General features: G+C 75.6%; 22 protein-coding genes. 7 read left to right on the forward strand and 15 right to left on the reverse strand.

Going from position 1 to position 21,812, the window contains the following annotated elements; all coding sequences use genetic code 11:
* Positions 1 to 84: 84 nt before the first annotated feature.
* From O7542_RS11890 to O7542_RS11900, 3 genes are read right to left on the reverse strand one after another with little or no spacing between them, the layout of a single operon-like run.
* Positions 85 to 2,130 (reverse strand): sulfatase-like hydrolase/transferase, encoded by a 2,046-nt coding sequence (locus O7542_RS11890; RefSeq protein WP_281606217.1) that lies wholly within the window; start codon positions 2,128 to 2,130, stop codon positions 85 to 87.
* On the reverse strand, positions 2,123 to 3,538 hold the full coding sequence (locus O7542_RS11895) for a class I SAM-dependent methyltransferase (protein WP_281606218.1): 1,416 nt from the start codon (positions 3,536 to 3,538) through the stop codon (positions 2,123 to 2,125). The genes O7542_RS11890 and O7542_RS11895 overlap by 8 nt, the downstream gene beginning before the upstream one ends.
* Entirely contained in the window at positions 3,535 to 3,693 is a 159-nt protein-coding gene (locus O7542_RS11900; protein ID WP_166456093.1) for a hypothetical protein, read from the reverse strand. Before O7542_RS11900 ends, O7542_RS11895 begins: the two co-directional genes overlap by 4 nt.
* Before the next feature lie 179 nt (positions 3,694 to 3,872).
* Here O7542_RS11900 and O7542_RS11905 point away from each other — a divergent pair, with 179 nt between their 5' ends.
* On the forward strand, positions 3,873 to 4,274 hold the full coding sequence (locus tag O7542_RS11905) for a VOC family protein (RefSeq protein ID WP_043324537.1): 402 nt from the start codon (positions 3,873 to 3,875) through the stop codon (positions 4,272 to 4,274).
* A gap of 11 nt (positions 4,275 to 4,285) precedes the next feature.
* Here the strand turns inward: O7542_RS11905 and O7542_RS11910 are convergent, their stop codons facing one another.
* The 5 genes from O7542_RS11910 to O7542_RS11930 form a co-directional block, all read right to left on the reverse strand.
* Positions 4,286 to 4,996, reverse strand: coding sequence for a helix-turn-helix domain-containing protein (locus O7542_RS11910; RefSeq protein WP_281606219.1), 711 nt, complete (start codon positions 4,994 to 4,996; stop codon positions 4,286 to 4,288).
* Between the two features lie 103 nt (positions 4,997 to 5,099).
* Complete coding sequence (locus O7542_RS11915) at positions 5,100 to 6,323, reverse strand: dolichyl-phosphate beta-glucosyltransferase (protein WP_187694726.1); 1,224 nt, start codon at positions 6,321 to 6,323, stop codon at positions 5,100 to 5,102.
* 3 nt (positions 6,324 to 6,326) lie between these two features.
* A complete protein-coding gene (locus O7542_RS11920) occupies positions 6,327 to 8,753 on the reverse strand; it encodes a glycosyltransferase family 39 protein (RefSeq protein ID WP_281606220.1) in 2,427 nt (808 codons plus the stop codon).
* 45 nt (positions 8,754 to 8,798) lie between these two features.
* The gene (locus O7542_RS11925; RefSeq protein WP_210872185.1) at positions 8,799 to 10,331 is read right to left on the reverse strand and encodes an ATP-binding protein; all 1,533 of its coding nucleotides are present in this window, start codon (positions 10,329 to 10,331) and stop codon (positions 8,799 to 8,801) included.
* The gene (locus O7542_RS11930) at positions 10,309 to 11,049 is read right to left on the reverse strand and encodes a response regulator transcription factor (protein WP_104112809.1); all 741 of its coding nucleotides are present in this window, start codon (positions 11,047 to 11,049) and stop codon (positions 10,309 to 10,311) included. Before O7542_RS11930 ends, O7542_RS11925 begins: the two co-directional genes overlap by 23 nt.
* 143 nt (positions 11,050 to 11,192) lie before the next feature.
* Between O7542_RS11930 and O7542_RS11935 the strand changes: the two genes are divergently transcribed.
* Positions 11,193 to 12,086, forward strand: coding sequence for an SDR family oxidoreductase (locus O7542_RS11935; protein WP_064446160.1), 894 nt, complete (start codon positions 11,193 to 11,195; stop codon positions 12,084 to 12,086).
* Positions 12,083 to 12,880, forward strand: a complete 798-nt coding sequence (locus O7542_RS11940) for an alpha/beta fold hydrolase (RefSeq protein ID WP_281606221.1) — start codon at positions 12,083 to 12,085, stop codon at positions 12,878 to 12,880. Before O7542_RS11935 ends, O7542_RS11940 begins: the two co-directional genes overlap by 4 nt.
* A 3-nt stretch (positions 12,881 to 12,883) precedes the next feature.
* On the opposite strand, the gene O7542_RS11945 is transcribed toward O7542_RS11940, so the two are convergent.
* Positions 12,884 to 13,108, reverse strand: coding sequence for a hypothetical protein (locus O7542_RS11945; RefSeq protein WP_043324550.1), 225 nt, complete (start codon positions 13,106 to 13,108; stop codon positions 12,884 to 12,886).
* 130 nt (positions 13,109 to 13,238) lie between these two features.
* Here O7542_RS11945 and O7542_RS11950 point away from each other — a divergent pair, with 130 nt between their 5' ends.
* Both O7542_RS11950 and O7542_RS11955 read left to right on the forward strand, forming a co-directional pair.
* Positions 13,239 to 14,189 (forward strand): serine/threonine-protein kinase, encoded by a 951-nt coding sequence (locus O7542_RS11950; protein ID WP_064446162.1) that lies wholly within the window; start codon positions 13,239 to 13,241, stop codon positions 14,187 to 14,189.
* An 80-nt stretch (positions 14,190 to 14,269) separates the two neighbouring features.
* Entirely contained in the window at positions 14,270 to 14,698 is a 429-nt protein-coding gene (locus O7542_RS11955) for an OsmC family protein (protein ID WP_013285994.1), read from the forward strand.
* Between the two features lie 4 nt (positions 14,699 to 14,702).
* Here the strand turns inward: O7542_RS11955 and O7542_RS11960 are convergent, their stop codons facing one another.
* Entirely contained in the window at positions 14,703 to 15,653 is a 951-nt protein-coding gene (locus O7542_RS11960) for an endonuclease/exonuclease/phosphatase family protein (protein ID WP_281606222.1), read from the reverse strand.
* Between the two features lie 439 nt (positions 15,654 to 16,092).
* On the opposite strand from O7542_RS11960, the gene O7542_RS11965 reads away from it, so the two are divergent.
* Positions 16,093 to 16,845, forward strand: a complete 753-nt coding sequence (locus O7542_RS11965; protein ID WP_064446163.1) for a hypothetical protein — start codon at positions 16,093 to 16,095, stop codon at positions 16,843 to 16,845.
* 10 nt (positions 16,846 to 16,855) lie between these two features.
* Here the strand turns inward: O7542_RS11965 and O7542_RS11970 are convergent, their stop codons facing one another.
* The 5 genes from O7542_RS11970 to O7542_RS11990 form a co-directional block, all read right to left on the reverse strand.
* Positions 16,856 to 17,329 (reverse strand): hypothetical protein, encoded by a 474-nt coding sequence (locus O7542_RS11970; RefSeq protein WP_064446164.1) that lies wholly within the window; start codon positions 17,327 to 17,329, stop codon positions 16,856 to 16,858.
* 117 nt (positions 17,330 to 17,446) lie between these two features.
* On the reverse strand, positions 17,447 to 17,893 hold the full coding sequence (locus O7542_RS11975; protein ID WP_030504307.1) for a response regulator: 447 nt from the start codon (positions 17,891 to 17,893) through the stop codon (positions 17,447 to 17,449).
* 70 nt (positions 17,894 to 17,963) lie between these two features.
* Complete coding sequence (locus tag O7542_RS11980) at positions 17,964 to 18,311, reverse strand: STAS domain-containing protein (RefSeq protein WP_043324561.1); 348 nt, start codon at positions 18,309 to 18,311, stop codon at positions 17,964 to 17,966.
* 77 nt (positions 18,312 to 18,388) lie between these two features.
* Complete coding sequence (locus tag O7542_RS11985) at positions 18,389 to 19,435, reverse strand: cobalamin-dependent protein (protein WP_281606223.1); 1,047 nt, start codon at positions 19,433 to 19,435, stop codon at positions 18,389 to 18,391.
* On the reverse strand, positions 19,432 to 21,192 hold the full coding sequence (locus O7542_RS11990; protein WP_281606224.1) for a PP2C family protein-serine/threonine phosphatase: 1,761 nt from the start codon (positions 21,190 to 21,192) through the stop codon (positions 19,432 to 19,434). Before O7542_RS11990 ends, O7542_RS11985 begins: the two co-directional genes overlap by 4 nt.
* A 257-nt stretch (positions 21,193 to 21,449) precedes the next feature.
* Here O7542_RS11990 and O7542_RS11995 point away from each other — a divergent pair, with 257 nt between their 5' ends.
* Positions 21,450 to 21,794, forward strand: a complete 345-nt coding sequence (locus O7542_RS11995; protein ID WP_043324565.1) for an STAS domain-containing protein — start codon at positions 21,450 to 21,452, stop codon at positions 21,792 to 21,794.
* The last annotated feature ends 18 nt before the right edge of the window (positions 21,795 to 21,812 follow it).

A 21,812-nucleotide genomic window follows, 5' to 3' on the forward strand; every position in this document is an offset into this window, starting at 1 on the left:
GGTGAGGTGTGCGTCACCTGTTTCCCGGCCAGGCGGTCCGGAAACCGGTTGGGAGCGCGACCATGGGCGCCGGCCGGGGGCCCGTCACGACAGCGTGAGCCGCCGCAGCGCCCCGTCGTCGCCGACCCGGTAGAGGTCGAGCCGGTTGGCGCCGGCGGCGAAGAGCCGGTCGTCGGGGAGGAACGCTGCGAACCGCCGGCCACCGGCGTCCGGGGGCACCACCGGCGCCACCGCCCCGACCGTGCCGTTCACCGCGACGGCGAGCCGTGTCCCGTCGGGCACGTCGTCCGGGACCGTCCCCCAGACCAGCGCGGGCAGGCCGCCGCGCGCCGGGTCGACCGCGTCGAACGCGTCGCGGTTCGCCACCGTGGCGGACCCGCCCACCGGCACGTTCCCGACCCGGGTCCCGACGAGCGGATCAGCGGCCGGCGGCGGGAGCGGGGCCGGCACCCCGCCGGTGATCGTCACCGGCTGGCCGGGGCGGTCGTAGAAGCGTTTGTCGGCTCGCTCGCGCGGGGCCGCCTTGGCCGACCGGCCGTCCATCTGCCAGGGCACCCGCATGTGGGTCTCGTCGGCGATCGTGGGCAGCAGGTCCACGTGCTCCCAGTTGCGGTCGTCCACCCGGCCGGCGCGCTGGCCGGGTTCCTTGACGAACATCGGCACCCAGGCCACCTCGTTGGCGGCGTGCTCGATGGCGTCCATCCCCCGCCCCTGCCAGTCCCGCCGGAAGCTCACCCCGTGGTCGGCGGTGACCACCACCAGCGCCTTGTCGTAGAGGCCGGTGGCGCGCAGCGTCCGCAGCGTCTCGCCGATCAGCCGGTCGGTGTAGCCGAGCTGGGCCAGGTGCCGGGCGCGGGCCAGGTCGACCCAGCCGGTCCCGTCGTTGGGCAGGTCCTCCGGTGCGGCGTAGTGCGCCCCGGACAGCAGGTACGCCCACGGCGAGTGCGGCATCAGCAGGTGCAGGAAGTGCAGCGTGGGCCGGGGGTCGGGGCGCAGCCCGGCGAGGAACGAGGTGAACCGGGCCGGCTGGTTGTCGTCGAGGGTGTCCCAGCGGAACTTGGGGTCGTCCGGCACCGGCTCGGCGGCGTCCAGCCCGGCCTCGGCGGCGGTCCGCTCGCGGTAGGAGTCCTCCGGGTCGACGCGGCTGTCCACCGGCGCGGCGATCCGGCCCATCAGCTTGCCGCTCTCCCGGACCAGCACCCCGAGCCCCTGCTCCGGCGTGGTGGCCTGCTCGCAGCGGCTCGGCGGACAGAGCCGGGTGATGCTCTCCTCGGCCTTGATCCGGTAGAGGCCCCCGAGCGCGGTGAACAGGTTGTCCGGGTACTGCGAGTAGTGCGGCGCCGCGCCCTGCTCCGGGTAGCGCCCGGTGAGCATCGCCGGCAGCGCGTAGGGCGTCCAGCCGCTGACGCCTGTGGCGTTGGGGTACCACGTCGACCCGGCCGCGAGCGCGGCGAAGTTCGGGTAGCGCTCGGCGTCGATGCGTCCGTCCGGGCCGAGCAGGGAGACCAGCGGCAGCTCGTCCAGCACGATCATGACCACCGGCGGATGCGCGCCCGCGCCGGCGATCCCGGCCGCGCCGCCCTCGCCGCGCGGCAGCACCACCGCCGAGGCGGGCGAGGCGAACAGGAACAACCCGACGAACACCAGCGGCCCGGCGGCGGCCACCCGCAGCACCCGCCGGGGCGCCCGCCACCGCCGGTGCGCGGCCGCCCCGGCGGCTCCGGCCACACCGGCGGCGACGAGCAGGGGTACGCCCCGAAGCGGCGTGACGTGCCGGCCGACCTGGACGGCCAGCGCGGCGAGCAGCAGGCCGACGAAGGTGGTGTGCACGGCGGCCCGGATAAGGCGTCCGGCGGGCACTGCCAGCGCGCCGAACAGCGCGAACGGTACCGTCGGCGCGAGCGCGATCAGGGCGACCAGGAGCAGCACGTCGCCCCGGGACGCGCGGTGGAACAGGAAGAAGTCGGGGCTGCGGCCGAGCACGTCGAGCAGCGGCTGGGTCACCACCAGCCCGACCAGCGCCGTCACCTCCGCCAGCCGCGCAAGCTCGGACCGCCACCAGGGCGGGCGTTCCCGCCGGTCCGGGCCGGCCGTGTGGTCCCGGGGGGGCGCGAGGGTGCGCTCAGCCACCCACCACCACCTGGTAGAGCGTCCGGGTGCCGGACGGCAGCTCGGTGCGGGCGACCACCCGGCCCCGGCGGGCCAGCAGCGCCTCGAAGGCGTCGCGGCGGTAGTCCGGGAACAGGCCGTCGGGCTTGTTGGCGAGCAGGCGGCGGGCCATCGGATCGTCCGGGTGGACGAACTCCACCACCAGGCTGCCGCCGGTGGCGGTGAGCGCGGTGAGCTGGTCCAGCACCTCGGGCAGCGGCACGTTGCGCCCGATCGCCAGGTGGTGCACGACGGCCAGGGCGAGCACCACGTCGGCGCGGGCCCGGTCGGCGAACGCGGCCCGCTCGACGCCGCGCCAGCCGCCGCCGGGCGACGGGTCGGCCAGGTCCATCACCAGCGGCAGGATCCGCGTCTCGCCCTCGTCGCGCAGCGCGCGGTAGAGCGTGTCGACCACCGCCGGGTCCTGCTCGACCGCGACGACGTGCGTGGCGTGCCGGGCGGCGATGCGGGCGTACCGGCCGTCGTTGGCGCCCAGGTCCAGCGCCGAGCCTCCACCGACGGCGGCCACCGCCCGGTCGACGAACTCCTCCTTGGCCTGCCGGTCCGGCACCGAGTACGCGCAGGTGCGCTGGTAGTCCGCCCAGTGGCTGTCGCCGGGCCGGTGGTCGAGGCGGCGGACCAGTTTCGTCAGCCCGCGTACCGTGGCCAGCGCCAGTTCGCGGGAGAAGCCGGCGGCGCGCAACTGGGCGCGGACGTCGGTGGTGCTCGCGGCGGAGTTGCGGGCCTGCATCGCGCCGTGCAGGTGCACGTGGGTGGGCACGCCGGCGCGCCAGCGCCGGGCGCCGCCGAACAGCCGGCGCATCTGGTCCGGCTCGACGCCGTCGACGCGGGCCCGCAGGAACGGCTGGAAGTCCAGCCCGAGGTGGGCCTGGATCAGCAGCGGGTAGAGCAGCGTCTGGCAGAACTGCCGGTAGCCGGCCCAGGGCTCGCCGTCGCGCAGCGCCTCGAACGAGCCGACGTCGATGAAGACGGGTCGCGCGCCGCGCCACTGCACGTTGTACGCCGAGCCGTCCTTGGTGGTGAAGCCGGCCTCCAGGGCGGCGCGCAGCACGTCGAGGTGCAGCAACGCGGCGTCGCGCAGCATCGCGTACGACCACTCGTAGGGGTGCGAGACGAACGGGATCCGCTCGTGCCGCAGCACCGCAGCCCACCGCGTGTCGACGGGCGTCGGGGTCAGCTCCTCGGTGGCGACGATCTGCCCCCGCTCGGCCGCGCGGCGGAAGAAGTCGGTGACGGACAGCGCACGCCAGTCCCGGGCGGAGCGCTCGTCGAGCCCGCGCAGCACCTCCTCGCCCCGGTGGAACACCCGGTTGCCGGGGTCGCGGAAGGAGCCGGGCTCGACGCGGACGCCGGCGTCGGGGACCGTCACGCCGTGGGGCCCTGGTCGCTGGGCTGACGGCGGAACCGGGACACCAGGCGGCGCCAGTAGAGCTTGGCGGCCACGGCCACTCCGGCCACGCCGCCGACCACCGCCTGCACGATGAGACTGCCCGATCCCGCGTCCAGGTAGGCCAGGTGGGTCACGGCTGCTTCCTTCCGTCGCCGGTCGTCAGTGCGCGCCCGGAATGCGAGCTTTCGTGCTTCGCACCGGACTTGTCCCCCACCGTAACGCCTCGGGCGTCGCACGCGGGGCCACACCGGCCACTCGTCCCCCGTCCGATCCGTTCAAGACGGGCCGGACCGGTCGCGCCTACCGTGACGCCATGACACCGCAGTTCGATCTGGTCGGGGCCGTGGTCACCGACATGGCCCGCACACTCGACTTCTACCGGCGGCTGGGGCTGCCGATCCCGGCCGGCGCCGAGACGGAAGGGCACGTGGAGGTCACCCTGCCGAACGGCGTACGGCTGGCCTGGGACACGGTCGAGGTGATCCGCAGCTTCCACCCCGACTTCGACCCGTCCGGCGGCAACAACCGGATGAGCCTGGCCTTCCGGTGCGCCGACCCGGCCGAGGTGGACCGCTGGTACGCCGAGCTGACCGCCGCCGGCCACCACGGGGAGCTGCCCCCGTGGGACGCGTTCTGGGGCCAGCGGTACGCGGTCCTGCACGACCCGGACGGCAACGGCGTGGACCTGTTCGCCCCGCTGCCGGCGGGCGACTGAAAGGCGGCCGGTCAGGCGGTGGCCGGGGCGAGCAGCCGCGACGGGGGCAGCCCGGCCAGCTCCCGCACCTCGCGGGTCAGGTGGGCCTGATCGGCGTACCCGCTGCGCGCGGCCACCTCGGCGAGCGGCGCGCCGGCGCGGGCCAGGTCCAGCGCCCGGCGCATCCGCAGGATGCGGGCGAGCGTCTTCGGGCCGTACCCGAACAGGGTCAGGCTGCGGCGGTGCAGGGCCCGCGCGCCGAGGCCGACCTCGGCGGCGGTCGCGGCGACGGTGGCCCCGGCGGCCAGGCGGGCGGCGACACGCGCGCCGACCGGGTCGGGGCCGCCGGCCGCACGCAGCCGGTCGCGGGCGACCCGGGTGAGCACCCCGGCGGCCTCGTCGCCCGGCGCGGCCAGCGCCGCCTCGACCCGCTCGGTCACCTCGGCGGCGGCGCGGCCCCACAGGTCGGCCAGCGGTACGCGGCGGTCGCGCAGCTCCTCGGCGGGCACGCCGAACACGGCCGGGCCGGTGCCCGGCGGCAGGCGCAGCCCGATCCACCGGTCCCCCGGCGCGGACCGCGACAGGTGCGCGGTGCGGTCCGGACCGGCCACCAGCAGCCCGGACCGGCTGGACCAGAGCAGGTCCAGGCACCCGTCCGGCAGCACCCGCGTCTCACCCCCGCCGGACACGCTGCCCCACAGCACCGCGCCCGGAACCCCCGCCGCCCCCCACTCCCGGTACACGCCCCCAACCCTGCCACCCGCCCCGTCGATCATGAAGTTGACGGTGCCGGCGCCCGGCGTGTCGCGCCGCCAACCTCATGATCGACGGGGTGTTCGGGGTGGGTCAGGGGCGGTGGTGCATGGCCAGGCGGAGCAGGAGGAAGCGCAGGGCTGTCGCGGCCAGGTTGGCCGCCACCAGCACCACCAGCTCCAGGCTGCGGCTCGGGCGTGTGGCGGCGTGCAGCAGGGCCAGTGAGCCGCTGGTCAGGGCCAGGCCCAGCGCGAACGCCAGCAGGCCCTGGAGGTGGTGGCGGCCGGCGTGCCGCCGGCCGCTGACCCCGAACGTGAGCCGCCGGTTGGCCGCCGTGTTCGCCACCGCCGTGAGCAGCAACGCCAGCAGGTTCGCCGGCTGCGCCCCGAGCGGTCCGCGGGCCAGCAGGAACAACAGCAGGTACGCGAGCGTGCTCGCCACGCCCACCGCGGCGAACCGGACGAGCTGGCGCGGCAGTCCGGCCGGCACGCGCGCCGGCGGGGCCGGCAACGGTCCCCGGCCGAGCTGGGCGCGCAGCTGCGCCAGCGGCAGCGCCCCGGTGGCCAGCGCCCGGCCCAGCCGGCCGATGCCCCGCAGGTCGGCCAGCGCGGTGGCGACGATGTCGACGCGGCTGTCCGGGTCGTCCACCCAGTCCACCGGCACCTCGTGGATGCGCAGCCCGGCCCGCTGCGCCAGGACCAGCAGCTCGGTGTCGAAGAACCAGCCGGTGTCGCGTACCAGCGGCAGCAACTCGGCCGCCACGTCGGCGCGGATCGCCTTGAACCCGCACTGGGCGTCGGAGAACCGCGCCGCGAGCGTGCCGCGCAGCAGCAGGTTGTAGCCGCGCGAGATCACCTCCCGCTTGGCGCCCCGGACCACCCGGCTGGTCCGCGCCAGCCGGGTGCCGATGGCCACATCCGAGTGCCCGGAGATGAGCGGCGCCACCAGCGGCAGCAACGCGGCCAGGTCGGTGGACAGGTCCACGTCCATGTACGCGAGCACCGGCGCGGGCGAGGCCGACCACGCGGCGCGCAGCGCCCGCCCACGGCCCTTCTCGTCCAGGCGCAGCACCCCCACCTCGGGCAGCTCGTCGGCGAGCGCCCGCGCGACCTCCGGGGTGCCGTCCACGCTGGCGTTGTCGGCCACCGTGATCCGGAACGGGTACGGGAAGTGCGCGGTCAGGTGCGCGTGCAGCCGCCGGACGCAGGGACCGAGGTCGGTCTCCTCGTTGTAGACCGGGACCACCACGTCCAGCACCGCGCTGCCGGCGGCGGGCCGGGCCCGCACGGCGGCCCGGGGCGCGTACGTGTCAGTCATCGCTCAGCCCTGCTTTCCGCTGCTCAGGTCGTACACGGTCACGCCGTCGACGGTGGTCGCGGTGAAGTTCTCGGCGACCCAGGCGGCGATCTCGGCCGAGGCGTTGCTGCCGCCGTTGGCCCGGAACCCGCCGCCGCCGAGGAAGTAGTGGATCCGCCCGTCGGCGACGTACCGCTGGAACTGGGCGAGCGTCGGCGACGGATCGCTGCCGTTGAAGCCGCCGATCGGCATGACCGGCCGCCCGGTGGCCAGCTGGTAGCCGGAGGCGTTGTTCGAGCCGACCGTGGCGGCGACCCAGGTGTAGTCGTCGGCGTCGGCGGTGAGCAGCGCGGTCATCTCGGCGCTCGGCTCGCGGGCGTCGAGCAGCCCGCCCATGCCGCCGCCACGCTGCCCCCGGCCGTCCGGTCCCGTGCCACCCTCCGGACCGGCGCCGCCGTCCTGACCGGTGCCGCCGGGCGCGCCCGGAGCCGAACCACCGCCCGGGAAGCCGGGGAATCCGCCGGCGCTCGCCCCGCCGTCCGGGCCGGTGCCGTCCGGACCCGTGCCGCTGGAGCCGGTGCCGTTCGGGAAGCCCGGGAAGCCCGGGAACTGCCCGTTCCCGCCGCCCGGGCGACCGGGGAACTGCCCGTCCCCGCCGCCCGGCATCCGCCCGCCCGGGCCACCCGGGCCGCCGAAGCCCCCCGCTCCGGCCGGTCCGGCGCTCGGAATGGCGCCGGTGTGCGGGGTGGCAGCGGTCTGCATCGCGTACGCGGCCGGCCCGGCCAGCGCCACCGCGATCCCGGCGACGGACACCACCGGCACCAGCCACCGCACGACCCGCCCGGCAAACCCGCCCCGGTGCCCCGCCGCCACCCCAATGCCGGAGTTGACCAAGGAGTTTGCGTCAGCCTGAACGCCGTTCCCGGACACAAACTCCTTGATCAACGGGGTGGGCGGGGAGGCGGGAGGGGGCGGGGAGGCGGGAGAGGGCGGGGAGGGCGGGACGGGCCGGCGGGGGCCGGTGGTGAGGAACGCCTGTGCGGCCAGGAGGACGGCTGCGGTCAGGCCCACTGCGAGCACCGTGGGGCGCAGCCAGGGGTACCAGTCGGGGGTGCGGCCGAGCAGGTGCCAGGACCACCAGGCGGTGACCGCCAGCGTGGCGGCCAGGACAAGCGTGGCGGCGAACCCACGCCACCGGGCCGCTGCGGCCGGGCCAGGTGCAGCCGAAGCGGCGCCGGCACGGGCCCGCCACAGCGCTGTGACGCCGATGCCGACCAGCGCGCCGACCGCCGGAGCCAGGGCGACCGTGTAGTAGGCGTGGAAGATCCCGGACATGAAGCTGAAGATCAGTCCGGTGACCAGCAGCCAGCCGCCCCAGAGCAGCAGACCGGCCCGGGTCCGGTCGGTACGCGGTGCCCGCCCGGCCAGCCACAGCCCGGCGACCAGCAGGATCAGCGCGGCCGGCAGCAGCCAGGAGATCTGCCCGCCGACCTCGGTGTCGCACATCCGCAGCAGCCCGGTCTGACCGGAGAACGGTCCACCGCCGCCGGGCCGTCCGCCGCCACCGCCGACGCTGCCCACCTCGTCGCCGGTGATCCGGCCCAGGCCGTTGTAGCCGAGCGTCAGCTCCAGGATGCTGTTGTTCTGCGAGCCGCCGACGTACGGGCGGGCGCTCGCCGGCACCAGTTCGACGATCGCCACCCACCAGCCGGCGGAGACGACCACGGCGAGCCCGGCCAGCAGGAGCTGGCGGATCCGCCGTCCCAGGCCGGTCGGCGCGGCCAGCAGGTAGACCACGGCGAAGACCGGGATCACCAGGAACGCCTGGAGCATCTTGGTGAGGAAGCCGAACCCGACGAGCACGCCGGTCAGCACGATCCACCGGGTGCTCGCCGTCTCGACCGCGCGCACCGTCGCGTACGCGGCGGCGACCAGCAGGAACACCAGCAGCGCGTCCGGATTGTTGAACCGGAACATCAGCGTCGCCACCGGGGTGAGCGCGAGCACCGTCCCGGCGAGCAGTCCGGCGGCCGGGCCGTACCAGCGGCGGACCGTCGCGTACAGCACGCCGACCGAGGCGACGCCGAGCAGCGCCTGCGGCACCAGGATCGACCAGCTGCTCAAGCCGAAGATCCGCACCGAGAGCGCCATCAGCCAGAGCGAGGCCGGGGTCTTGTCCACCGTGATCGAGTTGGCCGCGTCGGACGAGCCGTAGAAGAACGCGGTCCAGTTCTGCGACCCGGCCTGCACGGCGGCCGAGTAGAAGGCGTTGGCCCAGCCGGAGGCGCCCAGACCCCACAGGTAGAGCAACGCGGTGGCGGCCAGCAGGCCGAGCAGCGCCGGGCGGGCCCACCGGTCGGCGCGGGTCTCCTCCGGTACGGGCGCGGGGGCCGGCTCGGCGCCGGGTGGACCGGCCGTGGGCGGGGTCGGCAGGCTCTCGGTTCTGTCCATGCCGGCAAGCCTCGGAGCGTCCGCTGGCCCGCTGCCGTGAGTGACCTATGCGTCTGCTGTGGATCCGGGCAGCCAGACCGTGAACGCGGTGTGGCCGGGCCGGCTGACCACGTCGACCCGGCCGTGGTGGGCCTCCACCACGGCGGCGACGATGGCCAGGCCGAGGCCGGTGCTGCCCTGCGCGCGGGAGCGGGAGCTGTCGCCGCGAGCGAACCGCTCGAAGACCTCCGGCTGCAACTGTTCCGGGATGCCCGGTCCGTCGTCGGTGACGCGCAGCTCGACGCCGCCGGCGGCGGGCGCCAGCCGGACCGTGACGGTGGTGCCGGCCGGGGTGTGCACCCGCGCGTTGGCGAGCAGGTTCGCCAGCACCTGGTGCAGCCGGTGGGCGTCGCCGGTGACGGTGAGCGGCTCGTCGGGCAGGTCGAGCTGCCAGCGGTGGTCGGGGCCGGCGACGTGGGCGTCGCTCACCGCGTTCACCGCCGTGGCGGTCAGGTCGACCGGTTCGGCGGCGAGCGGGCGGCCGGAGTCCAGCCGGGCCAGCAGCAGCAGGTCGTCGACGAGGCTCGTCATCCGGGTGCTCTCCGACTCGACGCGGCGTAGCGCGTGCGCCACGTCGGGCGGGACCTCCTGTCGGCCCCGGCGGGCCACCTCGGCGTACCCCCGGATGGCCGCGAGGGGGGTGCGCAGCTCGTGGCTGGCGTCGGCGACGAACTGGCGTACCCGGGTCTCGCTGGCCTGCCGGGCGGAGAGCGCGGCGGCGACGTGGCCGAGCATCCGGTTGAGCGCGCCGCCGACCTGCCCGACCTCGGTGCGGGGGTCGGTGTCGGCGGCCGGGACCCGCACCGACAGGGCGACCTCACCGCGATCGAGCGGCAGTTCGGTGACCCGGGCGGCGGTGGCGGCGACCCGGTTGAGCGGGCGCAGCGTGACCCGCACGATGAGCAGACCGAGGGCGCCGGCGATGACCAGGCCGGCGCCGATCACCCCGGCCTGCGCGACGATCATCCACATGACGGTGTCGTCCACCTGGGCCAGCGGGATCGCGAGGACCAGCACGTCGCCGTCGCCGCGCGGCGAGGGCAGCGCGACCGCGCGGTAGTCCCCCCGGTCCCCGACGACGACGGTGCGCGGGCGGTCGCCGACGGGTACGCGGGCCAGCGCGGTCAGGTCGGCGGCGGGCACCTCCTCGCTGCCGCCGCTCTCGGACCGGACCCGGCCGACGGGTTCGGCGGCGCCGGGCACCCGGACCGCGATGGAGCCTGGCGGGAAGCCGCCCGGGGGGTCCGGCGCGACCTCGTCGGAGTTCGGCGGGGTGGGCCGCTGGTCCGGGCGCGGCGGGTCGATGCCGCGCCGGGCCCAGCGTTCGAAGTCGGCGGGCCGCCGGTCGCCGAAGGTGAGCTGGTTGTCGATCTGGTTGATCAGGAAGTGCCGCAGCGCGACTGTGGTCAGGCCGCCGATGCCGAGGCTGACCAGCGCGAGCAGCGCCACCACGGAGAGCACGAGCCGGCGGCGCAGCGACCAGCCGGCCAGGCGGCGGCGCAGCCGGCCGCGGGCGTCACTCGGCGGGCTTGAGGACATAACCCGCCCCGCGCAGCGTGTGGATCATGGGCGCGCGGCCCGCGTCGATCTTCTTGCGCAGGTACGAGATGTACAGCTCGACCACGTTGGCCTGGCCGCCGAAGTCGTAGTTCCAGACCCGGTCGAGGATCTGCGCCTTGCTGAGCACGCGGCGCGGGTTGCGCATCAGGTAGCGCAGCAGCTCGAACTCGGTGGCGGTGAGCGTGATCAGGTCGTCGCCTCGGCGTACCTCGTGGCTGTCCTCGTCGAGGGTGAGGTCGCCGACGGTGAGCACCGCCTCCTGGCGGGCGGCGACCGCGAAGCCGGAGCGGCGCAGCAGCGCACGCAGCCGGGCGATGACCTCCTCCAGGCTGAACGGTTTGGTGACGTAGTCGTCGCCGCCGACGGTGAGCCCGGCGACGCGCTCCTCCACGGCGTCGCGGGCGGTCAGGAACAGCACCGGCACGCTCGGCGACTCCTCGCGCAGGCGACGCAGCACCTGGAAGCCGTCCAGGTCGGGCAGCATCACGTCGAGCACCACGGCGTCCGGGCGGAACTGGCGGGCGGTGCTGATCGCCGCCATCCCGTTGCCGGCGGTCGCGACCTGCCAGCCCTCGTACCGCAGGGCCATGGCGAGCAGATCGGTGAGCGTCGGCTCGTCGTCGACCACGAGCACCCGCACCGGCTCGCCGTCCGGTCGGTGCAGCTCGATGCGGCCCTGCGCGGCCTGCCCGTTCATGACCATGCCCCCATCGTGGGCGGACCCGCTGTCGCCGGGCTGTCCCGATCCTGTGTACCAGCTGTGCGCGCCGGCCGACTTCGAATCCGGGCAGGTCCGGCCGGGTCTTCCACACCCGGGCTACCCGGTGGTAACTTCCCGGCATGTCCATCGACGGTCGTTTTTCCGGCCGGTTGGCCGGCAAGGTGGTGCTGGTGACCGGCGCGGCCCGGGGCATCGGCGAGCACACCGCCCGCCTCGCCGCCGCACGCGGCGCTCGGTTGTCACTGGTCGGGCTGGAACCCGACCGGCTCGCCGCGCTCGCCGCCGAGCTGGGTCCCGGGCACGCCTGGTTCGCCGCCGACGTCACCGACCAGCAGGCGCTGGCCGAGGCGGTCGACGGTACCGTGGCGGCGCTGGGCGGGATCGACGCGGTGGTCGCGAACGCCGGGGTGGCCAACCGCGGCACGATCGCCGTCGGCGACGTCGAGGCGCTGGTGCGTACGGTCGAGGTCAACCTGATCGGGGTGATGCGCACCGCCGCCGCGACCGTGCCGGCGCTCGTCGACCGGGGCGGCTACCTGCTGATCGTGTCCTCGGCCGCGGCGTTCGCCGCGCTGCCCGGCATGGCCGCCTACTGCGCCTCCAAGGCAGGCGTCGAGCAGTTCGGCAACGCGATCCGCCTGGAGCTGGCGCACCGGGGCGTGGCGGTGGGCACCGCCCATCCGTCGTGGGTGGACACCGACCTGGTCCGCGAGGCGCGCGCCGACCTGCCGGCCTTCGAAACGGCGCTGACGAAGCTGCCGTGGCCGCTGCGGCGTACCACGACGGTGGCCGAGTGCGCCGAGGCGTTCGTCCGGGCGATCGAGCGGCGCAGCCGCCGGGTGTACGTGCCACGCGCCGTCGCCGGCGTGCAGGCCGTACGGTCGGTGCTGGTCAGTCCGCTGGCCGACCGGCTGGTGGGCCGCACCGCCCGGGCCACCGTGCCGCTGATCGAGGAACAGGCCCGCGCGTTGGGGCGGGGCTTCGGCCCCAGCACGCCGCAGGGACGGCCGTGACCGCGCCGGTGGAGGTCGTCTACGAGCGGCGCGGCGCCGGGCCCACGCTGGTGCTGCTGCACGGCATCGGTCACCACGGCGGCGCCTGGCGGCCGGTGCTGGACCGGCTCGCGCAGGCGCACGACGTGATAGCCGTCGACCTGCCGGGCTTCGGCCGCTCCCCGGTGCCCGCCACCGGGCTGCCCGCCGACATGCCCGGCCTGACCGCGGCCATGGTCGAGCTGTTCGCCGCGTTCGGGCTGGATCGCCCGCACGTCGCGGGCAACAGCCTCGGCGGGGCGATCGCGCTGGAACTCGCCGCGCTCGGCGCGGTCTCCTCGGCCACCGCGCTGTCCCCGGCCGGGTTCTGCACCGCCCGCGAGCTGCGCTGGGCGCTGACCGTGCTCGCCCTGCACCGCAACGCGGCCCGGCTGCCCGAGCCGGTGCTGCGCCGCCTGTTCGCCGCGCCCGCGCTGCGGATGCTGGCGATGGGCATGATCCTGGCCCGGCCCAACCGGATGACCCTCGACGACGCGGTCGCCGACGCCCGCGCGCTGCGCCAGGCGCGGGCGTTCCGCGCCGTCGCGCGCGCCGGCCGGGGGTACGCCTACGCGGGCGCGCCGACGGTGCCGGTCACCGTGGCGTGGGGCACCCGGGACCGGATCCTGCCCTACCGGCAGGCGGCGCTGGCGCGTACCCGGCTGCCCGCCGCGCGGCACCTGGACCTGCCCGGCTGCGGCCACGTGCCGATGCACGACGATCCGGAGCTGGTCGCCTCGGTCATCCTCGCCACCACCGGCGTCCGGGCGGGCTGAGTCTCACTCGGTCGCGCCGAACGGGAACGTGTGCACGTACCGCATGGTCCAGCCGCCCGCCGCGGCGTGCTCGTCGCGTTCGTAGAGGTGGTCGGCCACCCCCTCGGCCGGCTCCTCGGGATGCCGCAGCACCCACCGGGGCGGTGGCCCGCCGTCCGGCCCCGCGGGCAGGTCCCGGGTCAGCTCGTCGGCCGGACCGCCGACGAACCGTACGCGCACCGAAGCCACCGCTGCCCTCCCTGTGTCGACCCCTCGCCGCGAAGCTACCCCGCCGGAATGGAAACCCCCGCCGGTTTGCACAGCTCCGGGGCCGGGTAGCGGGACCGGAGGGCACACCGGACGAGGCGAGGAGTGGGCGATGCGGACGCTGGGCGGGCGGTACGAGCTCGAACAGCGGGCCGGCCTGGGTGGCATGTCGGAGGTCTGGCGGGCGCACGACCGTGTGCTGGACCGGACCGTCGCGGTGAAGCTGATCTCGCCCCGGCTCGACGGCGAGGCCGGCTCGGTGGAGCGGATCCGGGCCGAGGCGCGCTCGGCGGCTCGCCTGGTGCACCCGAACGTCGCCAGCGTGCACGACTTCGGCACCGCCACGCTGCCCGACGGCCGGCCGGCGCCGTACATCGTGATGGAGCTGGCCGAGGGCGAGACGCTCGCCGCGCACCTGCGCGCGGGGCCGCTGGACTGGCGGATCGCGGCGCGGGTCTGCGCCGAGGTGTGCGCCGCGCTCGCGGCCGCGCACGCGCACGGCATCGTGCACCGGGACGTGAAGCCCGCGAACGTGATCCTCACCCCGTGCGGGGTGAAGGTGCTCGACTTCGGCATCGCCACCCCGGCCGGCGCGCCGGACCACACTCCGGACGGCGTGGTGGTGGGCACCCCCGCCTATCTGGCGCCGGAGCAGCTCGACCGGCAGCCCGCCACCCCGGCCGCCGACATGTACGCCCTCGGCGTGCTGCTCTACTACTGCCTCACCGGTCACCTGCCGTACGAGGCGGACAGCACCACCCGGCTGCTCGGGCCGGGGGGACGCCGGCCCGAGCCCCGGCCGCTGCCCGACGTTCCCGGGCTGCCGCCCGAGGTGGCCGACCTGTGCCGCAGCTGCCTCGACGCCGACCCGGCGGCCCGGCCGACCAGCCCGATGGCCGCGCTGCTGCTGGCCGAGGCGGTGGACGCCCGGGTGTACGTGCCGATGAGCGCGGTGCTGCCCCGCCAGCGCGCGGAGCAGGTCTCGCCGTGGACCAGCCGGGCGGCCGCCGAGGCCACCGAGGCGATGGCCGTCGACGCCGCGCCGAGCGGCCGGGTCGGCTGAGCGCTCCTACTGCCCGCCCGGGCGCGGTTTCGCTGCTCGGGGTCCGGGAACGCGGTCCGGTGAGTGACGGGAGGAACGCGATGCCGGATCCGAGTTCCTGGCTGGCCGAGACGGCCACGGCGACCGCGGCGGGCGGTCACGTACGCACCGACGACGGCGGTCTCTCCTCCGCCCTGGCGTCCCCGCTGGCGCCGCACTGCACCGGTCTGACGCCGGAGCAGCTCCTGGCCGCGGCGTTCGCCTCCTGCCTGCACCACGCAGCTGTGGAGGCGGCCGGGGAGATCACCGACGAGGCGCACACCGTGCAGGTGACCGCAGAGGCGAAACTGGGCCGCGACGACGACGGCCGTTACCGGGCCGACGTGCACGCCGAGATCTCCTCGGCGGGACTGACCCGGGATCAGCTGGCCGACCTGGTCGCGTACGCCGACCGGCTCTGGCCGTTCTCCAGCGGCGACCCGAGCCGGCACCGGCTCACGGTGACCCCGGCGGAGAACGGCCGGCACTGAGCGCTCACCAGCGGAAGCCAGCGGTCACCGCGCGGTGGTCGCTGTCCGGGGTGTGCAGCACCCCGGCAGTGGTGGGGGTGAGTCCCCGGTAGAGGACGTGGTCCGGTCGGGTCACCGGTAGCTCCGCCGGCCAGGTGAAGCCGAATCCCTGCCCGGCCTCGGCCTGAGCGTCGCGCAGCAGCCGGGTCAGCGGGTCGAAGACCCGGTCGGTGGTGGCGGTGTTCAGGTCGCCGAGCACCAGCAGCCGCTCCGCCGGGTCGGCGCGTACGGCGTCGGCCAGCGCGGCGACGGTCTGGTCCCGGGTGGCGGTGTGCCCGGCGCGCGCGGAGCCGAGGTGGACGACGTACACGGTCAGGTCGCCCCGGGGGGCGGCCACCACGGCGCGCAGCGCGCGGTCCCAGCCCAGCCCGGTGTCGATGCCGTGCGCCTCCCGGATCGGCCACCGACTCCACAGCGCGACCGTCGACACCACCGCGCGGTGCGGGTACCGGCCGGCGAGGACCGGCGCCACCCGGTCACCGTCGGCGACCTCCTGGAGCCCGATCAGGTCCGGTCCGTCGCCGGCGAGCGCGCCCACCGTGGCGGCCGGGTCGGGGTTGCCGACACGCAGGTTCTGGCTGGCCACCCGCACCGAGGCGCCCGCCGCGCCGGCCGCCGGGGGCAGCCACGCGCGCCCGTACAGGCCGGCCCAGACCAGCGCCGGCAGCAGCACCGCCAGCAGCGCCGGGCGGGAGCGGCGCAGCAGCGCCGCGAGCGCGAGCACCGGTACGCCGAGGCCGAGCAGCGGAACGGCGCTGTCCAGCAGGCTGCCCAGCCCGTGCACGTTCGGCACCGCCCGATGGCCGGCGAGCAGCGCCGCGAGCAGCCCGGCGCAGGCGATGACGACGAGTCCGCGCCGCCTCCGGCGGCCGGACGGCTCTCCGGGGCCACGCTCGTCGGCCTTCTGCTCGGTCACCGTCGGAATCGTAACGAGCGTCCGGGTCGCCGCGCCGGGGCCTCACCATGATCCACAGCTACCGGGCGCATCCGGCGTGGTCGATGCCGGTGGTCGGCGGACCGCCGCGCCGGGCGGGTCGGCCGACCAGGCCGGCCTCCCCCGAACGGTGGAGGCCGGCGCGCGAGGCGGGACACGCGCGCTCGCGTCCGAATTCCGGTTCTTAAACCGACATGAGGCATCTTCCGGGTACGCGCGGTTCACTCGATTCATGATCTCCCGCACGGATTGTCGGCCGCGAATCCGGCAGATTGTGGCGCATGCCACCAATCACCCCGATGGCAACGGCCCGGAAGCTCTCTAGCCTCGGCGGGTGCCTCCCGACCACCCCTCCCACCAGCCGCTGCGCGCCAACCGCCCGGTTCGCCGAACGATTGACCCGGCATCAGCCGAACGGAGAGTGGGGCGTCACCGCGCCCCGGAGCCGCCCCGGCGCGGCCCGGCCCGCTCCGTACCGGGCCGGATCGCCGTCGCCACCGGCGTCACCTGCTGCCTCGGCCTGATCGGCGTCGCCGGCGTCGGCGAGACCGGCCCCGCGCGGCTGGACGTACGCGAGGCGGTCGCCGACCGGGCCGCCGCCGAGCAGCGGGCCTCCCGCGACTTCAGCCGCCTAGCGCCACCAGCCGCCGCCGCGCCGGTCCTGCCGGCCCCGGCCGTCACGCCGAGCCCGTCCGCGTCGACGAAGAAGCCGCCGCGCAAGCCCGCCCGCCCGAAGAACCCGCGGCCGGTCGCCGGGCTGGACCAGCGGCAGATGAACAACGCGAAGATCATCGTGGACGTGGGGCGGGACATGGGCATGCCGCGCCGGGCGCTCGTCGTGGCGGTGGCCACCGCGATGCAGGAGAGCAACCTCTACAACCTGGCCAGCGACGTGCTCCCGGAGTCGTTCGACCACCCGCACCAGGGCAGCGGCTCCGACCACGACTCGGTCGGGCTGTTCCAGCAGCGCCCCAGCAGCGGCTGGGGCACCGTCGCACAGCTCATGCGGCCCTCGTACGCGGCCCGCGCCTTCTACACCGCCCTGCGCGAGGTGCCCGGCTGGGCGGACATGAGCGTCACCGCCGCCGCCCAGGCGGTGCAGGTGTCCGCGTACCCGGACGCGTACGCCCGGCACGAGGACCGGGCCGCGACGATCGTGGCGGCGCTGACCTGACCCGGACCGGTCAGGCGGCGCCGGGCCGCACGCCCGCGGCGGCGGTCGGGGTGTCCACCGGCACCCGCTCGCCGCGCGCGCCGGCCAGGATCTCGTCCACCCGGGACTCGCGGCGACGCCGTGCCAGCAGGGCCGCCTCGAACTCGCGGCGGGCCCGCAGAGCGTCGGCGTACGCCTCCTCCCGCAACCGGCGGGCCTCCTCGCGGGCGGCCTCCAGCTCGGCGCGGGCGGTGGCCAGCAGCTCGGCGGCCTCCCGCTCGGCCGGCGACGGGCGGGCCGCCTCCGGGCCCTCGACCGGCGCGGTCCGCCGGTGCAGGAAGTCGCACAGGTGCAGGGCGTCGGACCGGATCTGATCCCACTCCCGGCCGGCCCCGGCGGCGCCCTCCGCCCGCGCCGCCAGCCGCCCCAGCCGCAGGCTCAGCTCGTCGAGGCAGGAATCCACCTGACGCCTGTCGTATCCGGTCTCCACCACCGAGAACCTCATGCGTCGCCCCCCAGGCAGCCGGTGTTCGTCCCCACTGCCGATCCTGCGGGCCGGTCGCTCACGGGCGGGGCCGTTCCCACAAAATGTTCAGGATGCGGAGGCCCGGACTTCCCGCACCTACTGGTGCTTCGGGAGCACGACCACCCGGCCGAAGAACTCGTCGATGCGGCGTACCACGTCGTTGAAGTCGTCCAGGTCGATCGGCTTGGTCACGTACGCGTTGGCCTGCAACGTGTAGCTGCTGACCACGTCGGTGTCGGCGTTGGAGGTGGTCAGCACCACGATCGGGATGGTCCGCAGGCTCTCGTCGCCCTTGACCTCGCCGAGCACCTGCCGCCCGTCCATCCGGGGCATGTTCAGGTCCAGCAGGATCACGTCCGGACGCTGCGCCTCGGCGTGCCGGCCCTCGCGCCGGAGGAACTCCATCGCCTCCTGACCGTCGGCGACCACGTCGATGACCTTGTCGACGTCGGAGTCGGCGAGCGCCTCCTCGATCATCAGGACGTCACCCGGATCGTCGTCCACCACCAGGATGCGAACCGGGCTCGGGCTGCTCTGACCCATCGTCTTACCTGCTTGTCTCGAGGAGGGCGGCCGGCCGCACGGCCGGTTGCTGGCGGGGAAATGTACCGGATCAGGAGGCGGCCGGCGCGGCCGGGTCGACGGTGTCACGGGCGTACCGGAGCACCTCGGCCAGCCCGGTCACCTGCAGCACCCGGGCCACCCGGCCGGTCGCCCCGGTCAGGCGCAGCCAGCCGCCGTCGGCGGCGACGAGATTGTCCCCGCGCACGAAGGCGGCGATGCCGGTGGAGTCGCAGAAGGTCAGCTCGGCGAGGTCGAGCAGCAGCTCGCGTTGTCCCTCGGCGATCAGCCGGTCGATCGCCGAGTTCAGCTCGGGGGCCGTGCCCAGGTCGAGCTCACCGGCGAGCCGGAGGCAGACACCGCCCCCGTCCCGCTGGGCGTACGTGACGGTGAACGTCACCCTGGCCCCCCTCGCTCCCCACCGCAGGCGAACGCTTGCAGTAGTGCAAGTATATGGGACGGCCCACCCGGGTGCCGTCAGCGGCCCGCCGCAGACAGGCCGCCGACCAGAGCCCGGGACCGGTCGAGGAAACCGGCCGCGCGCGGGAAGTCGCGCAACTGCTGTCCATAGTGCTCCAGCGTCAGGCCGACCGCCCCCGCCGGCACCCCGCGGCTGACCAGGATCTCCACCAGCCACTCGACGAACGCGGTGAACAGCGTCCCGTCGTCCACATAGAGCGCGGCGGCCAGGAAGTCCACGATGTAACCGAGGTCGCTGATCGTGGAGTCGAGCTGCGCCGGGGTGTAGCCGGACACCGACGGCACCCGCTCCCGCAGGTCGGCCAGGGCGCTGTCGATCAACTCGCCGCGCCGCTTGACCAGGCTGGCGTACTCGTCGTCGGCCAGGTGGTCCAGCCGGGCCGGCGGCGCCGCACGCAGCGCCCGCTCGTCGGCCACCAGGTCGGCCGCGGCCGGCGCGTCCGGCGCCCACGGCACACCCAGCACACGCGCCCAGCGGCCGTCCTCGCCGAAGCCCCGGCCACCCACCACCACCGGCACGTCAGAGCGGCGGCACGCCTCCACCATCCGGTGGGCGTGCGGCAGCCGCATCGGCAGCGCGCAGGCCAGCGCCACCGCCTCCGCGTCGTAACGGTGCAGGTAGGAGACCAGGTGGGCGGCGGGCACGCTGGCGCCGAGGAAGACGACCTGCCAGCCGCGCAACCGCAGCACCTCGGCCACCAGCCGGGCCGGCAGCGCGTGCCACTCGCCGTCCATGCAGGCCATCACGATCCGTCCCCGCGTCGGCCGGGGATCGGCGTACGCGGCCACCGCCGCCACCACCCGCTCGCTGATGTGCGTGGCGGCGTGCTCCTCGGCGACGCTCCACTCGTTGCGCGCCCACCGTTCGCCCACCTCGGCCTGCGCCGGCGCGACCAGGTCGAGCAGCACCCGCTCGGCGGGCACGCCCGCCTCCAGGAGCCCCACGGCCACCGCCACGGCGGCGGACTCGTCCGCGTCGGCCAGGCACTGGAGGTAGCGGGCGAAGGCGTGACCCGCATCGACCCCGACAGTCGGCACTGTCACGCGGACCACTCCCTCGTCAGCTCGGCCGCGGCCGGTTCCGGCACCGCGTGCAGGTGCCGGGGCGCCCGCCCGGCCGGGCCGGTCGCCCGCAGCGCCAGCACCGCTATGTCGTCGTGGTCGCCGTGCGCGAGCCAGTCACAGGTCACCTGCTCGACCCGTTCGGCCAGCGCGGGCGCCGGCATCCGGTTACAGCCGGCCACGGCGTTGAGCAGCCGCTCGGCGCCGAACTGCTCGTCGCCGCGCCGGCCGCCCCGCGCCTCGGTCACGCCGTCGCTGTAGAAGAGGCAGGTCTCCCCCGGCGCCAGGCGCACGGTGACCTCGCCGATGCGGGGATCGGGCACCACGCCGATCAGCATGCCGCGCAACGGCACCACCTCGACGTCACCGGACTCCCGCAGCACCAGCGGGGGCAGGTGCCCGCCACCGGCCAGGGTCAGGGTCTGGCCGCCGTCGCGGTGCGGACGCGCCACGCCGAGGACCATGGTGGCGAACCGGCCCTGCCCGTGTGCCTGGGTGGTCTCCAGCAGCGCGTCGTTGAGCAGCTTCAGCAGCCGCCCGGGCTGGCTCTCGACCCGGTGCAGCGCCTGCAGGCACTGGCGCAGCTGGCCGGTGAAGACGGCCGCCTCCACGCCCTTGCCCGACACGTCACCGAGAAAGAAGACCGACCCGCCGTCGATGAGCTGGTGCGAACCGTAGAAGTCGCCGCCGATGCGCAGGCCGGCCTGCGCGGGCCGGTACGCGGTGCCCCACTGCACGCCGGTCGCGGGAGCCGGCTCGACCGGCAGCAGGCTGGCCTGCAGCGTGTCGGCGACCTCGGCCTGGTCGCGGTAGAGCAGAGCGGTGGTCAGCGCCGCGCCGGCCCGTGCCGCGAACGCGCGGATCAGGTCCACATCGGCCTCGTCGTACCAGCGGTCGGCGCGGCGGGCCACCAGCAGCGCGCCGGCCGGCGCATCCCGGCCGGGCAGCGGCACCACCCGGGCGACGGCGCCGGAGGTGTCCAGACCCGGCAGCCAACCCGCCTCGGCGGCCTGCTCGACCAGCCAGTCCAGCTCGTGCGGCTCGGCGCCGGACAGGCCGGCCTCGATGGCCACGGGCAGCGCCGGGGCGGGCAGCACGCCGCTGTCCACCACGGGCGCCTGGTCGTCGGCGCGTACCGCCCGCCACCACCGGGACCGGCCGGAGCGGGGGGCGAGCACCAGGACCGCCACGTCGGCCGCCGTCGGCACGGCGAGGCGGACCACGGCGGCGGCCGCCCGGTCGGGGTGCAGCGGGTTGCCGAGCTTCTCGCCGACCACCGCGAGGAACGCCGAGCGGGCCCGCTCGGCCAGCAGCGCGTCGGCCCGGCTGACGCTCTCGGTGACGTCCTCGACGTACCAGCAGCGCCGGTGACCGGACAGCGCGACCGGCCGTACGCGCAGCCGTCGCCCGTGGTGGGTGAACTCCGCCGGGCCGTCGCCGCGCAGCGCGTCCACGCCCGCCGCGGCGAGCAGCTCTCCGGCGGTCACCTCGGGGACCAGGCGCTCCGCGACGGGGCTCACGTGCCGCACGACACCGTCGGCGTCGCAGACGACAAGGCCCTCCCGGAAGTGCTCGACGACCTCGGACCAGTCCGGGACGGCGGGGCCGCGGTCGGCTGCCAGCGGCGGCAGGGCAGGCGTCGCCGCAGCGGCGGCGGACCACGCCGGGACCCGTGCGGCACTCGGCGTGGAGATCCGTCCGTCGCCCGGGTCGGCACCCCTGACGTCGGCAGCAGTCACCAGCTGAGCCCCACTCTCCTCGTCGGCACCCCCGGGGCGCCGCACGGCGCCTGTGGCCACATCTCTTCGCCCCACACTACGCCGGTATGCCGGTACCGCCACCCAGCCGACGCTGCTGGGGCGGCCCGCGCGCGCCCAGCGGGGCGGTGCCGCTGTTGTTACGATCCAGGCATCCCTGCCCGACCGGCAGCGTGCGGAAAGGCGTGATGGTGGTTCCTCAACGCAGAAGGTCCGAGGCGACCCCGCTGAGCATCTCCGTGGATCGTTCCGACCCTGCCGTCCCGGTGATCGGCGTCGGCGGCGACCTGGCCTACGCCACCGCGGCGCCGCTGCGCGCGGAGGTCGACCGGCTGCTCGCCGGGCGTCCCGCGACGCTCGTGCTCGACTTCGCCGACCTGCTGTTCCTGGACAGCACCGGCCTGTCCGTGATCGTGCACGCCTGGCGGGAGGGGCAGCAGGTCGGCACCCGGATCGAGCTGCGCGCGGTCCCGCGGTTCCTGGAGACCATTCTCGACCTGACCGGCGTCACCGGCCTGCTCGACCGTGCGCCGGTCGACGACCGGACCGGGCCGCCCGCCACGGGTTCGGCCGCCTCCGCGTGACCCCGGGGGTTTCCCGCC

This window comes from Micromonospora sp. WMMC264 (genome assembly GCF_027497275.1).
GTDB lineage: Bacteria > Actinomycetota > Actinomycetes > Mycobacteriales > Micromonosporaceae > Micromonospora > Micromonospora chalcea.

Bases quoted from the DNA above. Each gene is read 5' to 3' on its own strand.
- O7542_RS11935 (WP_064446160.1), top strand. From the start codon at position 11,193: ATGTCCATCGACGGTCGTTTTTCCGGCCGGTTGGCCGGCAAGGTGGTG.
- O7542_RS11970 (WP_064446164.1), bottom strand. From the start codon at position 17,329: ATGAGGTTCTCGGTGGTGGAGACCGGATACGACAGGCGTCAGGTGGAT.
- O7542_RS11915 (WP_187694726.1), bottom strand. From the start codon at position 6,323: ATGACTGACACGTACGCGCCCCGGGCCGCCGTGCGGGCCCGGCCCGCC.
- O7542_RS11950 (WP_064446162.1), top strand. From the start codon at position 13,239: ATGCGGACGCTGGGCGGGCGGTACGAGCTCGAACAGCGGGCCGGCCTG.
- O7542_RS11930 (WP_104112809.1), bottom strand. From the start codon at position 11,049: ATGAACGGGCAGGCCGCGCAGGGCCGCATCGAGCTGCACCGACCGGAC.
- O7542_RS11920 (WP_281606220.1), bottom strand. From the start codon at position 8,753: ATGGACAGAACCGAGAGCCTGCCGACCCCGCCCACGGCCGGTCCACCC.
- O7542_RS11905 (WP_043324537.1), top strand. From the start codon at position 3,873: ATGACACCGCAGTTCGATCTGGTCGGGGCCGTGGTCACCGACATGGCC.
- O7542_RS11925 (WP_210872185.1), bottom strand. From the start codon at position 10,331: ATGTCCTCAAGCCCGCCGAGTGACGCCCGCGGCCGGCTGCGCCGCCGC.
- O7542_RS11975 (WP_030504307.1), bottom strand. From the start codon at position 17,893: ATGGGTCAGAGCAGCCCGAGCCCGGTTCGCATCCTGGTGGTGGACGAC.
- O7542_RS11955 (WP_013285994.1), top strand. From the start codon at position 14,270: ATGCCGGATCCGAGTTCCTGGCTGGCCGAGACGGCCACGGCGACCGCG.